The sequence below is a fragment of the Haemophilus haemolyticus M19501 genome (assembly GCF_000222025.1).
GTDB classification, from domain to species: Bacteria; Pseudomonadota; Gammaproteobacteria; order Enterobacterales; family Pasteurellaceae; genus Haemophilus; species Haemophilus haemolyticus_G.
The window spans coordinates 38,894-57,307 of the sequence record NZ_AFQO01000008.1; the positions used below are offsets into that span (position 1 = coordinate 38,894).

10 protein-coding genes and 2 pseudogenes are annotated in these 18,414 nt (G+C 37.2%); 5 read left to right on the plus strand and 7 right to left on the minus strand.

Annotated features, from left to right (window positions below):
• Nucleotides 1–84: 84 nt before the first annotated feature.
• Both pntA and pntB read left to right on the plus strand, forming a co-directional pair.
• Complete coding sequence (gene pntA / locus GG9_RS03810; RefSeq protein WP_005631652.1) at nucleotides 85–1,623, plus strand: Re/Si-specific NAD(P)(+) transhydrogenase subunit alpha; 1,539 nt, start codon at nucleotides 85–87, stop codon at nucleotides 1,621–1,623.
• Nucleotides 1,624–1,633: 10 nt separating this feature from the next.
• Nucleotides 1,634–3,058, plus strand: coding sequence for a Re/Si-specific NAD(P)(+) transhydrogenase subunit beta (gene pntB, locus GG9_RS03805; protein ID WP_005631654.1), 1,425 nt, complete (start codon nucleotides 1,634–1,636; stop codon nucleotides 3,056–3,058).
• Nucleotides 3,059–3,117: 59 nt separating this feature from the next.
• On the opposite strand, the gene GG9_RS03800 is transcribed toward pntB, so the two are convergent.
• Nucleotides 3,118–4,035, minus strand: a complete 918-nt coding sequence (locus GG9_RS03800) for a LysR family transcriptional regulator (RefSeq protein WP_005631657.1) — start codon at nucleotides 4,033–4,035, stop codon at nucleotides 3,118–3,120.
• Nucleotides 4,036–4,130: 95 nt separating this feature from the next.
• Here GG9_RS03800 and topA point away from each other — a divergent pair, with 95 nt between their 5' ends.
• Nucleotides 4,131–6,737 carry a type I DNA topoisomerase gene (gene topA, locus GG9_RS03795; protein ID WP_005631659.1) on the plus strand — a complete coding sequence of 869 codons (2,607 nt, stop codon included), beginning with the start codon at nucleotides 4,131–4,133 and terminating at the stop codon, nucleotides 6,735–6,737.
• Between the two features lie 75 nt (nucleotides 6,738–6,812).
• Here the strand turns inward: topA and GG9_RS03790 are convergent, their stop codons facing one another.
• A complete protein-coding gene (locus GG9_RS03790) occupies nucleotides 6,813–7,397 on the minus strand; it encodes an FMN-dependent NADH-azoreductase (RefSeq protein WP_005631661.1) in 585 nt (194 codons plus the stop codon).
• A 283-nt stretch (nucleotides 7,398–7,680) separates the two neighbouring features.
• On the opposite strand from GG9_RS03790, the pseudogene thrS reads away from it, so the two are divergent.
• Nucleotides 7,681–9,619, plus strand: a pseudogene (gene thrS / locus GG9_RS0108740) (threonine--tRNA ligase).
• 122 nt (nucleotides 9,620–9,741) lie between these two features.
• Here the strand turns inward: thrS and GG9_RS0108745 are convergent.
• The 5 genes and pseudogenes from GG9_RS0108745 to ttcA form a co-directional block, all read right to left on the minus strand.
• Nucleotides 9,742–12,523: pseudogene (locus GG9_RS0108745) on the minus strand (M16 family metallopeptidase).
• A 103-nt stretch (nucleotides 12,524–12,626) separates the two neighbouring features.
• Complete coding sequence (locus tag GG9_RS03785; RefSeq protein ID WP_005631670.1) at nucleotides 12,627–15,071, minus strand: TonB-dependent receptor plug domain-containing protein; 2,445 nt, start codon at nucleotides 15,069–15,071, stop codon at nucleotides 12,627–12,629.
• Nucleotides 15,072–15,233: 162 nt separating this feature from the next.
• The gene (locus tag GG9_RS03780) at nucleotides 15,234–15,443 is read right to left on the minus strand and encodes a TOBE domain-containing protein (RefSeq protein ID WP_005631673.1); all 210 of its coding nucleotides are present in this window, start codon (nucleotides 15,441–15,443) and stop codon (nucleotides 15,234–15,236) included.
• Nucleotides 15,444–15,550: 107 nt separating this feature from the next.
• The gene (locus GG9_RS03775) at nucleotides 15,551–15,880 is read right to left on the minus strand and encodes a TusE/DsrC/DsvC family sulfur relay protein (RefSeq protein ID WP_005631675.1); all 330 of its coding nucleotides are present in this window, start codon (nucleotides 15,878–15,880) and stop codon (nucleotides 15,551–15,553) included.
• A 1-nt stretch (nucleotide 15,881) separates the two neighbouring features.
• Nucleotides 15,882–16,823 (minus strand): tRNA 2-thiocytidine(32) synthetase TtcA, encoded by a 942-nt coding sequence (ttcA, locus tag GG9_RS03770; protein WP_005631677.1) that lies wholly within the window; start codon nucleotides 16,821–16,823, stop codon nucleotides 15,882–15,884.
• Between the two features lie 149 nt (nucleotides 16,824–16,972).
• On the opposite strand from ttcA, the gene mukF reads away from it, so the two are divergent.
• Entirely contained in the window at nucleotides 16,973–18,307 is a 1,335-nt protein-coding gene (gene mukF, locus GG9_RS03765; RefSeq protein WP_005631679.1) for a chromosome partition protein MukF, read from the plus strand.
• The last annotated feature ends 107 nt before the right edge of the window (nucleotides 18,308–18,414 follow it).

Consider the following 18,414-nt stretch of genomic DNA (forward strand, 5'->3'; position numbering starts at 1 on the left):
TGACTTTTTGTCATTTTAACGATGAATAGGCGAAGGTTTGTTCATTAATCTCATCAACCCAATCATCAATCAGAGGGAAACAGTATGTTAATTGGTGTACCTAGAGAGCTGCTTGAGAATGAGAGCCGTGTGGCGGCAACGCCGAAAACGGTTCAGCAAATATTGAAATTGGGCTTTGACGTGATCGTGGAACACGATGCAGGTTTTAAAGCTAGTTTTGAAGATCAAGCATTTTTAGAGGCGGGCGCGAAGATCGGTACGTCGGCTGAAATTTGGCAATCGGATATCATCTTCAAAGTAAATGCACCGACAGATGAAGAAATTGCTCAAATGAAGGAAGGGGCAACGCTTGTGAGTTTTATTTGGCGTATGCAAAATCCTGAGTTAATGAAAAAACTCACAGCGAAGAAAATTAATGTGTTAGCAATGGATGCGGTGCCTCGTATTTCTCGTGCGCAAGCATTGGATGCGCTTTCTTCTATGGCGAATATTTCTGGTTATCGCGCTGTTATTGAAGCTGCACATGAATTTGGTAGCTTCTTTACTGGGCAAATTACTGCAGCAGGTAAAGTTCCACCTGCAAAAGTGTTGGTAATTGGTGCGGGCGTGGCTGGTTTGGCGGCAATTGGTGCGGCAAATAGCCTTGGGGCAATTGTTCGTGCTTTTGACTCTCGTCCTGAAGTGAAAGAGCAAGTTCAGAGTATGGGTGCGAGCTTCTTAGAAATTGATTTCAAAGAAGAAGGCGGCAGTGGAGATGGTTATGCGAAAGTGATGTCGGAAGAATTTAACCGTCGTGCGATGGAGCTTTACGCAGAACAAGCTAAAGAAGTCGATATTATTATTACTACGGCAGCCATTCCAGGTAAACCAGCACCTCGTTTGATTACTAAAGAAATGGTGGATTCAATGAAACCAGGTTCGGTAATTGTGGATTTAGCCGCTGCAACTGGTGGTAACTGTGAATATACTCAAGCAGGGAAAGTTGTTACAACTGAAAACCAAGTGAAAGTGATTGGTTATACAGATTTTCCAAGCCGTTTACCAACGCAATCTTCCCAACTGTACGGCACAAACTTAGTCAATTTATTAAAACTTTTGTGCAAAGAGAAAGATGGCAATATCAATATTGATTTTGAAGATGTGGTTCTTCGTGGTGTAACCGTTGTTCGTGATGGAGAAGAAATTCCACCAGCACAAATTCAAGTGTCTGCACAACCAAAACAAGAAACCAAAGCTGCACCAGTGGCAGAGAAAAAAGAATCTAAACCAACAGATCCTCGTGTGAAATACGGTGTGATGGCAGGTGTTGGTGTGTTATTCCTTTGGTTAGCTTCTGTTGCACCAGCGGCATTTTTATCACATTTCACTGTATTTGTTTTAGCTTGCGTGGTGGGGTATTACGTGGTTTGGAATGTTAGCCATGCACTTCACACACCATTAATGGCAGTAACAAATGCAATTTCAGGCATTATTATTGTTGGGGCGTTATTACAAATTCGTCAGCCAACAGGCAATCTATTTATCGATGCCTTAGCTTTTGTGGCGATTTTGGTGGCAAGCATCAATATTTTTGGTGGTTTCCGTGTCACACAACGTATGTTAGCAATGTTTAGAAAAGGTTAAGGGGCGCACAATGTCTGAAGGTTTAGTACAGGCTGCGTATATTTTAGCAGCATTACTTTTCATTATGAGCTTGGCAGGACTTTCTAAACATGAAACTGCTAAAGCAGGTTGTTGGTTCGGTATTGTTGGTATGACAATTGCCCTTATCGCAACAATTTTTGGGCCTCATTCTGAAGGAACATTTTGGATCATTATTGCAATGATCATCGGTGGTGCAATCGGTGTTCAACGTGCATTAAAAGTAGAAATGACTGAAATGCCAGAACTTGTGGCGATTCTTCACAGTTTCGTCGGTTTAGCGGCTGTACTCGTAGGCTTTAATAGCTATGGTTTACACCATGAGACATTAATGCCAGAAGGATTAGATGCAGCAGCACAAGCCGCATTTGTAGCTGAACAAGCGGTATTAACGAATATTCATAATGTCGAAGTATTTTTAGGTATTTTTATCGGTGCAGTAACTTTCACTGGTTCTGTTGTCGCATTTGGTAAATTGAGCGGGAAAATTAATTCAAAAGCATTAATGTTACCGCATCGCCATAAATTAAATTTAGCCGCACTTGTGGTATCTGCATTATTGATGGTTGCATTCTTGAATAATCCAGAAAGCATTTTCCCTGTGTTATTAATGACAGCGATTGCGCTTGCATTTGGATGGCACTTAGTGGCATCAATCGGTGGGGCAGATATGCCAGTTGTGGTATCAATGCTTAACTCTTATTCAGGTTGGGCAGCGGCAGCAGCAGGTTTTATGTTGAATAATGATTTGCTCATCGTTACAGGCGCGCTTGTTGGTTCTTCTGGTGCAATTCTGTCTTACATTATGTGTAAAGCGATGAACCGTTCATTTGTGAGCGTAATTGCGGGTGGTTTTGGTAACGATGTTCAAGTTTCTTCAAGCGAAGAACAAGGCGAACACCGTGAAACTACAGCGGAAGAAGTGGCTGAATTGTTGAAAAATGCAAGTTCTGTAATTATCACGCCGGGATATGGTATGGCTGTGGCACAAGCACAATATCCAGTCGCTGATATTACGGCAAAATTGCGTGAACGTGGTGTGAACGTTCGTTTTGGTATTCATCCTGTTGCAGGACGTTTACCGGGGCATATGAACGTGCTTTTAGCTGAAGCAAAAGTGCCTTACGATGTGGTACTTGAAATGGATGAAATCAACGACGATTTCGCTGATACAGATGTGGTATTGGTTATCGGTGCGAACGATACGGTAAACCCAGCTGCGATGGAAGATCCAAATAGCCCAATCGCAGGAATGCCAGTGTTAGAAGTATGGAAAGCACAAAATGTGATTGTGTTCAAACGTTCAATGGCTGTGGGCTACGCTGGCGTACAAAACCCATTATTCTTTAAAGAGAATACGCAAATGCTCTTTGGTGATGCAAAAGATCGCGTTGAAGATATTTTAAAAGCATTATAAAAACACCTCTAAAAATAACCGCACTTGGGATTGCTAAGTGCGGTATTTTTTTATAGCGTTTAGTGGCTATCTTCAGGATTTTGCAAAATTTCTGAACTCAAGCCTAAGCCAGATAAAAATTCAATAAATGCCCGCACTTTTATTGGCAAATGTCTTCTGTTTGGATAGACCACGTGAATTTCTAATTTTTGTTGTTTATATTCTGGCAATATTTCAATAAGCTCGCCTTTTTCAAAGGCTCTACCTAAAATAAATTTTGGTAAATTAGCAATACCTAGTCCCGCTTTTGCCATATTTAATAAGGCAAAACCGCTATTACTTACTACTTTGGATTGGATTTTGAAACGTTGGGTTTGATTTATACGTGAACCAACCCAATTTACCTGATTCATTGCATTTTTATAAAGTAAGCCATTGTGATGTTCTAAATCATCAGGCGTTTGTGGAATACCATTCGTTTCAAGATAATTAGGCGACGCTGCAAAATGAACAGTAGTAGTTCCTATTTTACGTGAAACCAACGAGCTATCTTCCATATAACCAATACGAAGAGCAAGATCATAGCCTTCGGATAATAAATCGATTTTCTTATCATTAAATTCAACTTCAATATGCAAATGAGGATGCTTAGCCATAAAAGTGGGTAAATTTGGTGCAATAAAAAGTAAACCAAAATCACGAGGAACGGAAATCAGTAAATTTCCTTGTAATGAACTGGTAAGCTGAGTAATGCTGGAATCTGCTTCATCTAAATCAAGCAAAATTCCTTGGCAACGTTGATAATACATCATTCCAGCTTCAGTAGGCATAATTTTTCTGGTGGTACGTTGTAACAATCGTGTTTTTAAATGTTCTTCTAATTGTGAAACTAATTTGCTTGCCATCGCCACAGAAATATTTTGTTGCTTTGCTGCCAAAGTAAAACTTTGGGTTTCAATGACTTTGCAGAAAATAGAAATCGCGTTGAGTTTATCCATTTATAGACCTTTTTTGAAAAAATGCTTGATTTTGCCAACATAACTTTGCACTATACCGCCAATTTTACAAAATTCTAGTAATATTAGGTAATCAAATGAGTAAATCCTTGGTGATTGTGGAGTCGCCAGCAAAAGCAAAAACTATTAATAAGTATTTAGGTAGCCAATATGTCGTGAAATCGAGCGTGGGACATATTCGTGATTTGCCGACGGTTGGTTCTAGTACAGGTGAAAAAGCTAAACCAATTTCAACCAAAGGTATGGATGCCGAAGAAAAGGCAAAAATTAAGGCAGAAAAGGAACGTAACGCCTTAGTTAAACGTATGGGGATTGATCCTTATCACGATTGGAAAGCAAATTATCAGATTCTGCCTGGTAAAGAAAAAGTGGTTTCCGAATTAAAGTCGCTTGCTAAAAAAGCAGATCACATTTATCTCGCAACCGACTTGGATAGAGAAGGGGAAGCGATTGCGTGGCATTTACGTGAAGTGATTGGTGGTAACGATGATCGTTTTAGTCGCGTGGTGTTTAACGAAATCACTAAAAATGCCATTAAACAGGCTTTTGAAAAGCCTGAACAATTAAATATGGATCGTGTTAATGCTCAACAAACTCGTCGTTTTTTAGATAGAGTAGTGGGCTTTATGGTATCTCCGCTACTTTGGAAAAAAGTCGCGCGCGGGCTTTCTGCTGGTCGAGTTCAATCGGTTGCGGTTAAATTACTAGTAGAACGCGAGCGTGAAATTAAAGCGTTCCAGCCTGAAGAATATTGGGAAGTTGCCGTCCTTACGAATAATCAAAATAAACAAGCTATACGCTTGGATATTACGGATTATAAAGGCGAGAAATTTGATCCAAAAAATCAAAAAGAAGCACAAAGTGCGGTAGATTTTCTGAATGTTTCAGATTACGTTGTCACAGATTTGGAAACTAAGCCAACAAGTTCTCGCCCTCGTGCGCCATTTATTACATCAACACTTCAACAAACGGCAAGTACTCGCTTGGGATTTGGCGTTAAAAAAACAATGATGTTAGCCCAACGTTTATATGAAGCGGGTTACATTACTTATATGCGTACGGATTCAACCAATTTGAGTCAAGATGCGCTTAATATGGCGCGTAGCTATATTGAAAATCATTTTGGTGCACAATATTTACCAGAAAAACCAAATTTCTATTCTAGTAAAGAAAATGCGCAAGAGGCGCATGAGGCTATTCGTCCATCAGATATTCGAGCATTGCCTGAATCTTTAGAGGGAATGGAAAAAGACGCAGTACGCCTTTATGATTTAATTTGGTGTCAATTTTTAGCATGTCAAATGCCACCTGCACAATATGATAGTAGCACGCTGACCGTTACCGCTGGCGATTATACCTTGAAAGCAAAGGGCAGAATTTTACGTTTTGATGGTTGGACAAAAGTATTACCACAAATAGGCAAAAATCCTGAAGATCAAGAATTGCCTTCAGTTGCTGTGTCAGAAAAACTTGCTTTAAAAGAAGTGCAACCAACACAACACTTTACTAAACCACCTGCTCGTTTTACTGAAGCGGCTTTAGTAAAAGAATTGGAAAAACGTGGTATTGGCAGACCTTCCACTTATGCGGCAATTATTTCCACTATTCAAGAACGTGGTTATGTTCGTACTGAAAATCGTCGTTTCTATGCAGAAAAGATGGGCGAAATTGTAACTGATCGCCTCAATGAGTCTTTTGGTGAATTAATGAATTACGATTTCACCGCGAATATGGAAGATACTTTAGATAAAATTGCCTCTGGTTCAGTAAATTGGAAAACTGAATTAAATCAATTCTTCAAGGATTTTTCTAGCCAACTTTCTAAAGCTGAATTAGATGAACTTGAAGGCGGTATGCGCCCGAATAGCCTTGTGGAAACAGATATTAAATGCCCAACCTGTGACAGAAATATGGCCATTCGCACGGCAAGTACAGGGGTGTTTTTAGGATGTACAGGTTATGCATTGCCGCCAAAAGAGCGGTGTAAAACGACGATTAATTTAATTCCTGAAGCAGAATTATTGAATGTTTTAGATGAATCTTCAGAAACCAAAGCATTAATGGATCGTAAACGTTGTACAAAATGTGGAACGGCAATGGACAGTTATGTAATCGATGCCCATCGTAAAATCCATATTTGCGGTAATAATCCAAATTGTGATGGATATTTAATTGAAGAAGGTTCATTCAAAATTAAAGGTTATGATGGCCCTGTTGTTGAGTGTGATAAATGCGGTGCAGATATGCATTTAAAACTTGGTCGTTTTGGCAAGTATATGGGATGTACAAATTGCGATAACACGCGCAAAATTTTGAAAAATGGCGAAGTTGCACCACCGAAAGAAGATCCAGTACATTTTCCTGAGCTAAAATGTGAAAAATCTGATGCGTACTTTGTATTGCGTGATGGTGCGAGTGGTGTATTTATGTCAGCGCATAACTTCCCGAAATCCCGTGAAACACGCCCAGTTAAAATCGCAGAACTAGTGCAATATCGCGAGCGTTTACCTGAAAAATTAGCTTATTTAGCCGATGCACCACAAAAAGACCCAGAAGGGAATGAAGCGATTGTTCGTTTTAGTCGTAAAGAGAAGAAACAATATGTGACTTCTGAAAAAGATGGAAAAGCAACGAAATGGATGGTTGATTTCATCAATGGAAAATGGGTTGAACGAAAGAAATAAGAAGAAAAGTGCGGTAAATTACCGCACTTTTTTGTTTGTAATACATTTTCTTATATTTTTTAGATTATCTGAGAATTAAAGGCTTGCGATAAGTTCATTAATTTTATTTTTCGCAGATGATTGTGCTTTTTCAATGGCTTCAGCACCCAATCCAATGCCTTGTGCATAAACAAATTGCACATCTGTGATACCGATAAAACCTAGAATTGATTTCATATATTGTGTTACTAAATTTTCTTCATCATACAACCCGCCAAATGCACATAACACAATGGCTTTTTTGCCTTTTAATAAACCCTCAGGGTCGTTTGCTGTATATTGGAAAGTAACGCGAGGACGTGCGATAAAATCAAAATAGCTTTTTAATTGTGTTGGTATGTTTAAATTATACATTGGTGCACCAATTATTAATGTCTGTGCGTTTTTTAATTCTTCGATTAATTCATCAGACAACGCGAGAAGTTGTTTTTCTTCTGTTGTTTTTGGTTCTCCACGCACAGCAATTGCAGCTGCGGTATCAAAATATGGAAGAGGTTGTTGGGCTAGATCGCGTACGACAATGTGATTACCTTGTAATTTTTTGATAGCATAATCAGCTAATTGATTAGTTTGCGAGTTATTTCCTGAAATGCTAGATTTTAATACTAATACGTTGTTCATTTTTATTCCTTGCTACCTAGTTAAAAGTGCGGTTATTCTAGCCTTTATTTTGAAGACATAAATCCTTTAGTCAGAAAAACATTATTTCCTTTTTGTAAAATATGGACATTTATTTAACAATACTTCAAGAAAGTGATAGAATTTGCCACGCATTTTTTGCCTAATTTTGCTCGTTCAATGGTAGGAATGAAGCCAAGTAGGGCTAAAGTGCGGTTAATTTTTATAGAATTTTAAACGAACACGTCACCTTTCGTATGGGTGACCACTGTATAAGGAAAAAACAATGCCAATTATTACTTTACCTGACGGTTCCCAACGTCAATTCGATCATCCTGTTTCTGTTCTTGAAGTCGCACAAGATATTGGTGCGGGTCTTGCTAAAGCCACTATTGCAGGCCGTGTAAACGGAAAACGTCGCGATGCGTGCGATGTTATCGAGCAAGATGCAACGTTAGAAATTATTACTGCAAAAGATGAAGACGGTTTAGAGATTATCCGCCATTCTTGCGCTCACTTGCTTGGACACGCTATTAAACAATTATTCCCAGATGTAAAAATGGCAATTGGCCCAACCATTGAAAATGGCTTCTATTATGATGTAGATTTAGATCGCTCTTTAACCCAAGAAGATATTGATGCAATCGAAAAACGTATGTTGGAATTGGCAAAAACCAATTATGACGTCGTGAAAAAACGTGTTACTTGGCAAGAAGCGCGTGATACCTTTGAAAAACGCGGCGAGCCATACAAAATGGCAATTTTAGATGAAAACATTGAACGTACTGCAACGCCTGCGTTATATCATCACTTAGAATATATTGATATGTGCCGTGGGCCACACGTGCCAAATATGCGTTTCTGTCAGCATTTCAAATTACAAAAAGTCGCTGGTGCGTACTGGCGTGGCGACAGTAAAAACAAAATGTTACAACGTATCTATGGTACGGCTTGGGCGGATAAAAAACAGCTTGCTGAATACTTAACACGCTTAGAAGAAGCGGCAAAACGTGACCACCGTAAAATTGGTAAAGCATTAGATTTATATCATATGCAAGAAGAAGCACCAGGTATGGTGTTCTGGCATAACGATGGTTGGACAATTTTCCGTGAGCTTGAAACGTTCGTGCGTACTAAATTAAAACAATACGATTATCAAGAAGTAAAAGGCCCATTTATGATGGATCGAGTGTTGTGGGAAAAAACAGGTCACTGGCAAAATTACGCAGATTTAATGTTCACAACCCAATCTGAAAACCGTGAATACGCAATTAAACCGATGAACTGCCCAGGACACGTTCAGATTTTTAATCAAGGTTTAAAATCTTACCGTGATTTACCAATCCGTATGGCGGAATTTGGTTCTTGCCATCGTAATGAACCATCAGGTTCTTTACACGGTTTAATGCGTGTGCGTGGCTTTACTCAAGATGATGCGCATATTTTCTGTACTGAAGATCAAATTGAGAGCGAAGTAACTAGCTGTATCAAAATGGTGTATGACATTTATAGCACCTTTGGTTTCACTAATATTGCAGTAAAACTTTCTACTCGCCCTGAAAATACGTATCGGTTCAGATGAAATAGTGGGAGTCGTGCGGGAAGCAGGTCTTGCAGCTGCATTAGCACATAACGGCTTGGAATATGAAATACCAAGAAGGCGAAGGCGCATTCTATGGCCCAAAAATTAGAGTTTGTCACTACGCGATTGTTTAGGTCGTGAGTGGCAATGTGGTACAGTGCAATTAGACTTCGCGTTACCAGGTCGTTTAGATGCAACTTATGTGGCAGAAGACAATAGCCGTAAAACCCCAGTAATGATTCATCGTGCGATTTTAGGCTCAATTGAGCGTTTTATTGGTATTATTACCGAAGAATATGCAGGTTTCTTCCCTGCGTGGTTAGCCCCAACTCAAGTAGTTGTAATGAATATCACTGATAGCCAATCCGACTATGTACAACAAGTCGTTAAAACCTTATCTGATGCAGGTTTACGTGTTAAAGCAGACCTCCGAAATGAAAAAGTGGGCTTCAAAATCCGTGAACATACTTTACGTCGCGTGCCTTATATGCTCGTTTGTGGCGATAAAGAAATCGCAGAAGGTAAAGTGGCAGTACGTACCCGTAAAGGTGCAGATTTAGGCTCATTTACAGTGGAAGAATTTGCGGAAATCTTGAAAAATCAAGTAAGAAGCCGTGAATTAAAGTTATTGAATGAAGAGTAATACTTTTCGAAAATAACCAATATAATTTATTGTTTCAACAGTGATTTTAATTTAACGGTGATCGTTTAAACGATCACCGTTATTTTTATCTGTTTCAGATCTATTGAGATTTCATTTATTTTCTAATAAGTAGCTGCTTTTAATACGCTGACAAATCTGCCTGATTTTTTTAGGGCTTTTTGCGCCAACGCATCTATTGTGGCTTTTGTCGCTAACTGATCTAAATGTTGATAGGTATAAATAGCATCTGGATTATCTTGTTGCCAGTAACTTTCTTCAATAATCGAAGCAACTGAAACTAAAGAATCAAATTCACGTCGAATCTGAGTATGTTGTTCCGCTAGTTTTTTACGTAATAAGTTTTCATCAATGCCATTTTTTACAATATCATCTAGTACCTGATTTGTAAGATGCGTAAGTTCCTCTACGCGCTTAGGGTCGCAACTAAATTCAATTTTTCCCTCAATTTGTGGTGTATGAACATCTTGCATAAACCAACTATTTACAGAATAAATACCAGAAACTTTTTCACGTAGAATTAAGCGTAATTTTTCTTGCACAATATCCGCAAGAATATTGAATAAATATTTTTGTTCCGCTCGCCAAGTATTATCTGCGGTAAGGTATATTTCTACATCAGCTCTCGGTTCTTTCAAACCATTCATAATAAATGATTGAGTTGGTGTATGAATAATAGTCGGGACAAAATGGCGGATCTGAGTTTTTGATTCAATAGAAGCTAAATAACGTTCCGCCAATTTCTTTACTTGATTAAGTTCAATGTCGCCAATAATAAAATAGGTAAAATCTGTTTTATTTAAAATATAACGTTGATAAGCGTTACTTAATTGGTTTTTATCAAATGCGAATTGCTGTGCTTGTTTTTGAGTATAGACAGTTTCAATATTTGGAAAGCGTAGTTTTGAAACGGCTTGCATAAATTGTGTTTCTAAATCAATCTGTTTGAAATAATCACGGGTTTCACGTCGATATTTTTCTAAGGCAAGATCGGATATAGGGGATGAACGTAATTTTAAGCGGAACAATGTCAGTAAATTTTCCAAATCCTTAGGTTTAGATACACCAGTAAAACCTTGTTTATCATCATCAATCACAGTTGCAATTACCAATGGATCACGCGAAAAAATTTGATTAACCGCAGAAAGAGAAAGTTCTCCAACACCTGTTTCATCAACTACACTAACGGCAGCACGTAATAAGTGATAGTCCTTATCTGGGATAGAACGTAAACCACCTTGAGTAACAGCACGAAAATGTACTTGATTTGGAGTTTTGTCACTATAGTGGTAGATCAATTTACTTCCATTACTTAAACGAAATTCATAAATATCGCCACGATCCCAGTATTTTTCTTGAGAAAGTGAGCCTGTGTTAAATGTTAAGTGCGGTAATTTTTCGAGTTGTTTTTTTTCATCCCATTGATGTTGTTGCATTTTCATTGCATTGTTCCAACGAGTTTCTATTTCTGCTACATCAAAAGGCAAGGCTTTTTGTGGCAAGGGTTGAGTGATTAATAATAATTTTGCTTTTAATGTTAAGGTTTGATTTAACGTGCGTTGTAAAATCAGCTAATGTAATTTGAGATAAAAAACGTTTATTGAGTTCATAACGATCATTCACGCTCAATACCACTTGCTTATTTGCCACAGAAGTAATGAGATCATCAGCAATTTTTAAACTACCAGAACGAATATTTAATTGTTTTTCATTGAGTTGAGTTAAGCGTTTAATCTCTCCGTTTAATTCATTTTGAGTAAAACCTTGTTGTTTTATACTGGCAATAAAGGCAAATAATTTATCTATCGTTTTTGAATATTGTGTATCTATAAGCTGGAGAGAAAAAATGCTTTGTAGGGTTTCTTTACCTAAATGAGTACGATAAAAATTTGCAGAATCTACGCCATTTTCTGTCTCTTTTCCCCATTGCTGTAAACGTAAATTAAGCAATCGAGTGGTAATTTGCTGAATTAATTCTTGTTTATAACTCGCTAATGTATTGGTTTCAATTGTATTTTCAAAAAAACTTAATTCAATACTCGGAATTGTTGTGCCTTGTTCAGAAATAGAATCTAATCGCCATTTGTTGATAAGAGGAATATTAAAATCAATTTTTTCCAATGTTGTTTTAGTTATTGGGTTTTCTTGGGATAGGTTTTGTTTTAATAGTTTTACTACTTGTTTTGTATCAATATCGCCTACAATAATTACTGACATATTATCTGGTCGATACCATTTGTGGTAAAAATCAGCGACGCGTTTAGCTGAAATTGTTTTAATAATATCCATATCTCCAATAGGATCACGCAATACATAACGAGAACCAGCCATTTCAATAGCACTTTTCTTATTGCCAATACGTAGCATTGGGCTTAAACGTCTCCGCCATTCTTCTTGTACTACACCACGTTCGCCATCCACATCTTTAGGCAAAAAAGTAATATTATTCATCCATTCATTGATAACATCAAAAGCCAATTCTAATTTTTGCTGATTATTGCTATCTAAATTTAAAGTATAGACTGTATTTTCAAAATCGGTAAAAGCATTAATATCTCGTGCAAATTTCATTCCAAGTTTTTCTAACGCATTAATAATTTGATTTTCTGGATATTTCTTTGAGCCATTAAATGCCATATGTTCAACTAAATGGGCAATGCCTTTTTGATCATCATCTTCGTGCATTGAGCCTGCATTAATTACTAATCGAATATAAACGCGTTCTTTGGGTTCAGTATTTTTTAATACAAAGTATTGCAAACCATTTGATAGTTTACCGTGCTGAATATTTGGATCAAAAGGTAAATCACTATTGGGCGATAGTTCCAAGGATTGACAAGCAATTAGTGAAAAGATAAGTAAAAAAAGTGCGGTTATTTTTTTCATTATTTTTACCTAGAAAAAAGAAAACTCTACGCTAAGTAAAACTAGCGTAGAGTAGGGCTGGTGGACATTTCAAAAACCCATAAGCCCTATACATTGAAGATAATTAGAATTGATAGCCAACTTCTAGCCAAAATTCACGTCCAGGCGTATAAACACCATATTCATCGCTGGTAGAGATAGCAGTAGCGACTTTATTTTTACGTGTTTTATTGAGAACATTTAAAATATCTACTTGCATATAAACGCTATGCTTACCTCTAATGGTTGGTTGCCAACGAATGCTGCTATCCCATTGTGTATGTCTGCCATAGTGATAGCTACGATAGCGTGGAGTGTCATCATCGTTATCGCTGTCAATCAAATCATAACGACGAATTGGTGCTTTCATATACACTTTATTTGACCAAGTAATATCGTAATCTGGTATCGTCATATCAATACCTAAACGAGCAATCCAATCTTCAGTGTTACTATTAACTTGTCGTAACATTTCACGATAAGTCATTAATTTACCATCTAAAGAAACAAGTTTATTCAGATCAAATTCTTCGCCATCAGCTCGTTTTGTATTTAACCAATCAAAACCAAGTGACGTAGTCCAATAAGTTTTACCTAATTTCCAAGGTTCTATATTGTTAAGTTGGAAAGTATAAATATCAACACCAAACGGACGCCCATTAATATAACTATTTTTCTTTATTCCCCCTACAATCTTTCCTCGTTTCAATATGATACGATTTTTATTATCACGATGAATATAACCAAGTTTGAGTGCCAAATTACCCATATTCTGATCAAAGCTTAAGCTTAATTCATCTGCATAAGGGCTTTTTAGGGATGAAAAGTTTTGATGCTGACGTGTTGGATTATTATTAAGCTTTAAAATACCATTCGCTAATTTTAACGAAGCAAAAGAACGACCGTAATAACGATTTAAACCCAATGTAAATCCTGTATTATCCCAAAGTCGGTAACGTGCAACAAAACGCGGGGCGATATTATTATTTTTTAAATAATCATCACGTTCAATGCGAATGCCTGGTCGAAATTCAAATTTACGCCATTTAATTAAATCTTCAGCATAAATAGCGATATTTTGATAGCTGGTTTTAACACGACCTTTTGATGTTGTACTTTCTATAGGATCTGAACTATCCATAGTCCCATCACTTTGTAAAGTAGATAATATTATTTTTGAATGAACATCCTGTGGGCGATAGAATTGATATTTGGTTGCCTGATAAATTCCACCAATAGAAATAGAATGCTCCGTAGAAGCTAAATAAAAAGGATCCATTACATATTCAGTAGAAAAATGTAAATTATCTTGGGTTAAACGGCTATTACCATGCCCGCCTTTTTCGAAATTATAAAGTTGCTCATAATCTTCATTTGACACCGATGTTGTTTCAACATTATTCGAGGATGATTTACGCTTATCCTTAAAACGATCGTATGCTAAGGTATTTGTCCAAACGCCAGAGTTGAATGAATGCACCCAAGCTAGTGTTGTCCCCAATGCTTGATGATAATCGCTTACGTTGTTATTTATATTTTCCTTGAAATATTTCAATTCTTTATAATTTGAATAACGTAAACCGAGTTCAATACGTTCTTTTTCTTGCGGTGTCCAATTGAAATTTAATAAAAGATTATCAGAAAGTCGTTGATGATTTTGTTTGTCTAACTGTGCTTTGTTATTGGCATTTTGATCAAAGCCAATTAAACGATTTTGTTCAATAGATGATGTTCTACGGCTATAGCCAAAAACCATTCCTAAATTATCATTTAGCCTTTTTTCAGCCAAAATATTGAATGTTTGTTTATCATATTTAGGTTGTAGCTCTGCCACTCCGACAAGATCTGGTCTTACTTGTTTAAGTATTTTTTGTACTGAGTCGCCAGCTTCCATTTTTGCCCAAGAGGAATTTGTCGTGCGATATTTAAGTTTTATGCTATCAGTGCCGCTATATTGTTTTGTTTTAGCAATAACGGCACCACCCATAAAGCCTCCTAAACTAGCAGAAATATTACTATCTTGTACTTCCACTTTAGAAAGCATAGAGGCATCAAAAAAATAAGCTTGAGTGTGACTAATTCCAGGTACAACTTGCATAGAACCATCAAAAATGTCGCTATCAGCAGTAAGTTCATTATTTATATTGACATTATCAACAAAATAAGCAGTTTGATTTGGATCGGCTCCGTTAATTGAAATATTTTCAGGCTTGATTTCTCCACGTTGAAAACCATCTTGGTCGCTATTTTCATAACGAATATGGGGATTAGAACGAAGGTAATCAGTGATATTACCATTTGATGTAGGCGTTTTACTTATCTCGTCAGAAGAGAGTGTTTTAACGGAAGAAAGTGATTTATTATTGTCGCCATACACAACAATTTCGGGCAATATATTTTTGTTGGTTGTTGGTTGTTGGTTGTTGGTTGTTGGTTGTTGGTTGTTGGTTGTTTCAATAGTTTTCCCCATAACAAATGGACTAACAAATGTTGTGCAGAATAACAACATTAATGGCTTTTTTTGATACATAGTATAGTTCCCTAAAATAAAAGATATAAATAAGAATGATTATCATTATATTTTTAAAATTTATGAATGCAAGGGGAATTTGACTTAAAAGAGGTATCAAGAAATAAAAAAACCGCACTTTTAAAAGTGCGGTTATATTCAATTCTGTTTTTATGGAAGAAATTATTCTACGCCAACCATTACAGAAGTTGCTTTGATGATTGCGTACGCTTCTTTACCAACTTCTAAGTTTAATTCTTTAACTGCGGCTAAAGATACAGTAGAAGAAAGCACGTTACCGCCACCGATATCGATGTGAACGATTGCATTTACAGAACCGTTTTCGATTGAAACAACTTTACCTTTTAATTGGTTTCTTGCACTAATTTTCATAACATTTCCTTGTTAGTTAGGGTTTAAAAGAGCCTGCATTTTATCTTACAAAAAACAAGTCGTAAATAAACCCAGCGTTTAAAACTTTCAAAAAATTGACCGCACTTTTATAGGCATTTTGCAGGTTTCGGCAAGCCTGCTAATTTTGTAGCTTGTTTTGCAGGGCCCTCAGGAAATAATCGCTGCAAATAACGGCTATTACCTTTATCTGCACCAAGCTTTTCCGCCATGGCTTTTACCAACATACGGATGGCGGGGGAGGTGTTATATTCTTGATAAAAGTCTCGCACAAAATAAATCACTTCCCAATGGGCATCTGTTAATTCAATACTTTCTAACTGCGCAATAGCACGAGCGACATTTTCGTTCCATTGTTGGCTATGGAGCAAATAACCGTCTTTGTCAGTTTCAACTTCAATTCCATTGATATTCAACATATTAATTCACTTCTTTAAAGTTAATCATTTCGTTGTTTGAAAAATCGGTTTGATCTTCGTCCTCAAATTGCATTGGCGTGATTCGTTCTTCATCAAATGCGGTATCGCCTTCAATTCCATCAATTAGTTGCCCATGTTTGATGTCTTTGAAATCAAATAATTTCGGATCACACATATGTGACAATGTAATGTTTTGCATTGCGCTAAACATAGTTTCTAAGCGTCCAGAATATTGGCGATCCCAAGTATTAAGCATTTCTTTCACCACTTGGCGTTGAAGATTTGGTTGTGAGCCACATAGATTACAAGGAATAATCGGAAATTCTTTCGCGATGGCATATTTTTCAATATCTTTTTCTTTGCAATAAGCAAGCGGACGAATCACAATTTGTTTACCATCGTCAGAAATTAATTTAGGTGGCATGGATTTCATTTTGCCGCCATAAAACATATTTAAAAATAGTGTCGCTAACATATCGTCTCGGTGGTGTCCTAAAGCGATTTTGGTTGCGCCAAGTTCTGTGGCGGTACGATATAAAATCCCACGGCGTAAGCGAGAGCAGAGCGAACAGGTGGTTTTTCCTTCTGGAATTTTTTCTTTCACAATTCCGTAAGTATTTTCTTGTACAATTTTGTAATCTACGCCAATACTTTCTAAATATTCGGGCAATACGTGTTCTGGAAACCCTGGTTGTTTTTGATCGAGGTTTACTGCCACGATATCAAATTTAATCGGTGCACTTTGCTGTAAATTCAACAAAATATCGAGAAGCGTATAACTGTCTTTGCCTCCGGATAAACATACCATGACTTTATCGCCATCTTCGATCATTCCAAAATCCGCAATGGCGTTGCCTACGTTACGGCGAAGACGTTTTTGTAATTTATTGAAATTATAGGTTTGTTTTTTTTCTTGTTGGGCTAATTGGGTTAATTCGCTCATTCTGTTATCTTTAGTTATTCATGAAAGGGGCACATTATACGTGAAAAATAGGAAAAGTGCGGTCAATTCAAAAGAAGATTTTTAAGATCCGCAAAAAATCCTGTATAATCTTTCCAATTTTTTGTTAAATTTTAACGCTTTGCAATTCAATGATTGAAACATCCCAAACTATTCCTGAACTCGTCTCTTGGGCAAAAGATCGCGAGTTTTCTTTGAATTTACCTACCGAGCGCTTGGTTTTCCTGCTGGCGATTGCAATTTATAACAACGAACGTTTAGACGGCGAAATGTTAGAAGCCGATCTTGTGGATATTTTCCGCCACACGATGAATGCTTTTGAGCAATCCACCGATGCCATTGCAACACGAGCGAATAATGCAATTAATGAATTAGTGAAACAACGTTTGTTAAACCGTTTTAGTAGCGAATTTACTGAGGGTTTGGCGATTTATCGTTTAACGCCATTAGGTGTTGGCGTGTCTGATTATTACATTCGTCAGCGTGAATTTTCCGCATTGCGTCTTTCAGTGCAACTTTCCATTGTGGCAGATGAAATTCAACGCGCTTCTGATTCTGCAGAAGAAGGCGTGGAGAATAATGAAAGCGAACATTATTGGCGTCGTAATGTGTTTGCGCCATTAAAATATTCCGTTGCAGAGATTTTTGATAGTATCGATCTTTCACAGCGCATTATGGATGAAAACCAGCAAAGTATTAAAGATGAAATTGCAGAGCTTCTCACTAAAGATTGGCAAGCTGCAATTTCAAGCTGTGAACGTTTATTAGATGAAACATCAGGGAATTTGCGCGAATTGCAAGATACGCTAAATGCCGCGGGGGATAAACTTCAAGCGCAATTATTGCGTATTCAAGATTGTGTGATTGGACGAGACGATTTGTATTTTATCGATCAATTAATTACCGATTTACAATCTAAACTTGACCGAATTATTAGCTGGGGACAACAAGCCATAGACTTATGGATTGGTTATGACCGCCATGTGCATAAATTTATCCGTACCGCCATTGATATGGATAAAAATCGCGTGTTTTCACAACGTTTACGTAATTCTATTCATCATTATTTTGATCATCCTTGGTTCTTATGGACCGCGCAAGCTGAGCGTTTAGTCGATCTACGCGATGAAGAAATGGTGTTGCGTGAAGATGATGCATTGGGTGAATTGCCGGAAGAATTGCAATATGAATCCCTTTCTGATTTACATGATCAAATTGTAGAGCATATGCAAGGCTTACTGATTGCTTATCGTGAAAATAACCGTCCGATTGATTTAAGTTTAGTGTTAAAAGAACAACTGGAAAATTATCCACTTTCTCGTCATTTTGATGTGGCTCGAATCATTGTTGATCAAGCCGTGCGCCTTGGTATGGCAAATGATGATTTATCGGGTATTTATCCAGATTGGCAAGCAATTAATAAACGTGGCGCAGAAGTGCAAGCGCATGTGATTGATAAGTATTGATTTTAAGATAATTTAAAAGCTAATTTCGACGGAATTACTTCTGTTAAATATGCCCAAACCTCTTTTTAGCAAAGAGGGGCTAGGGGAGATTTGGCAATAATGATTAA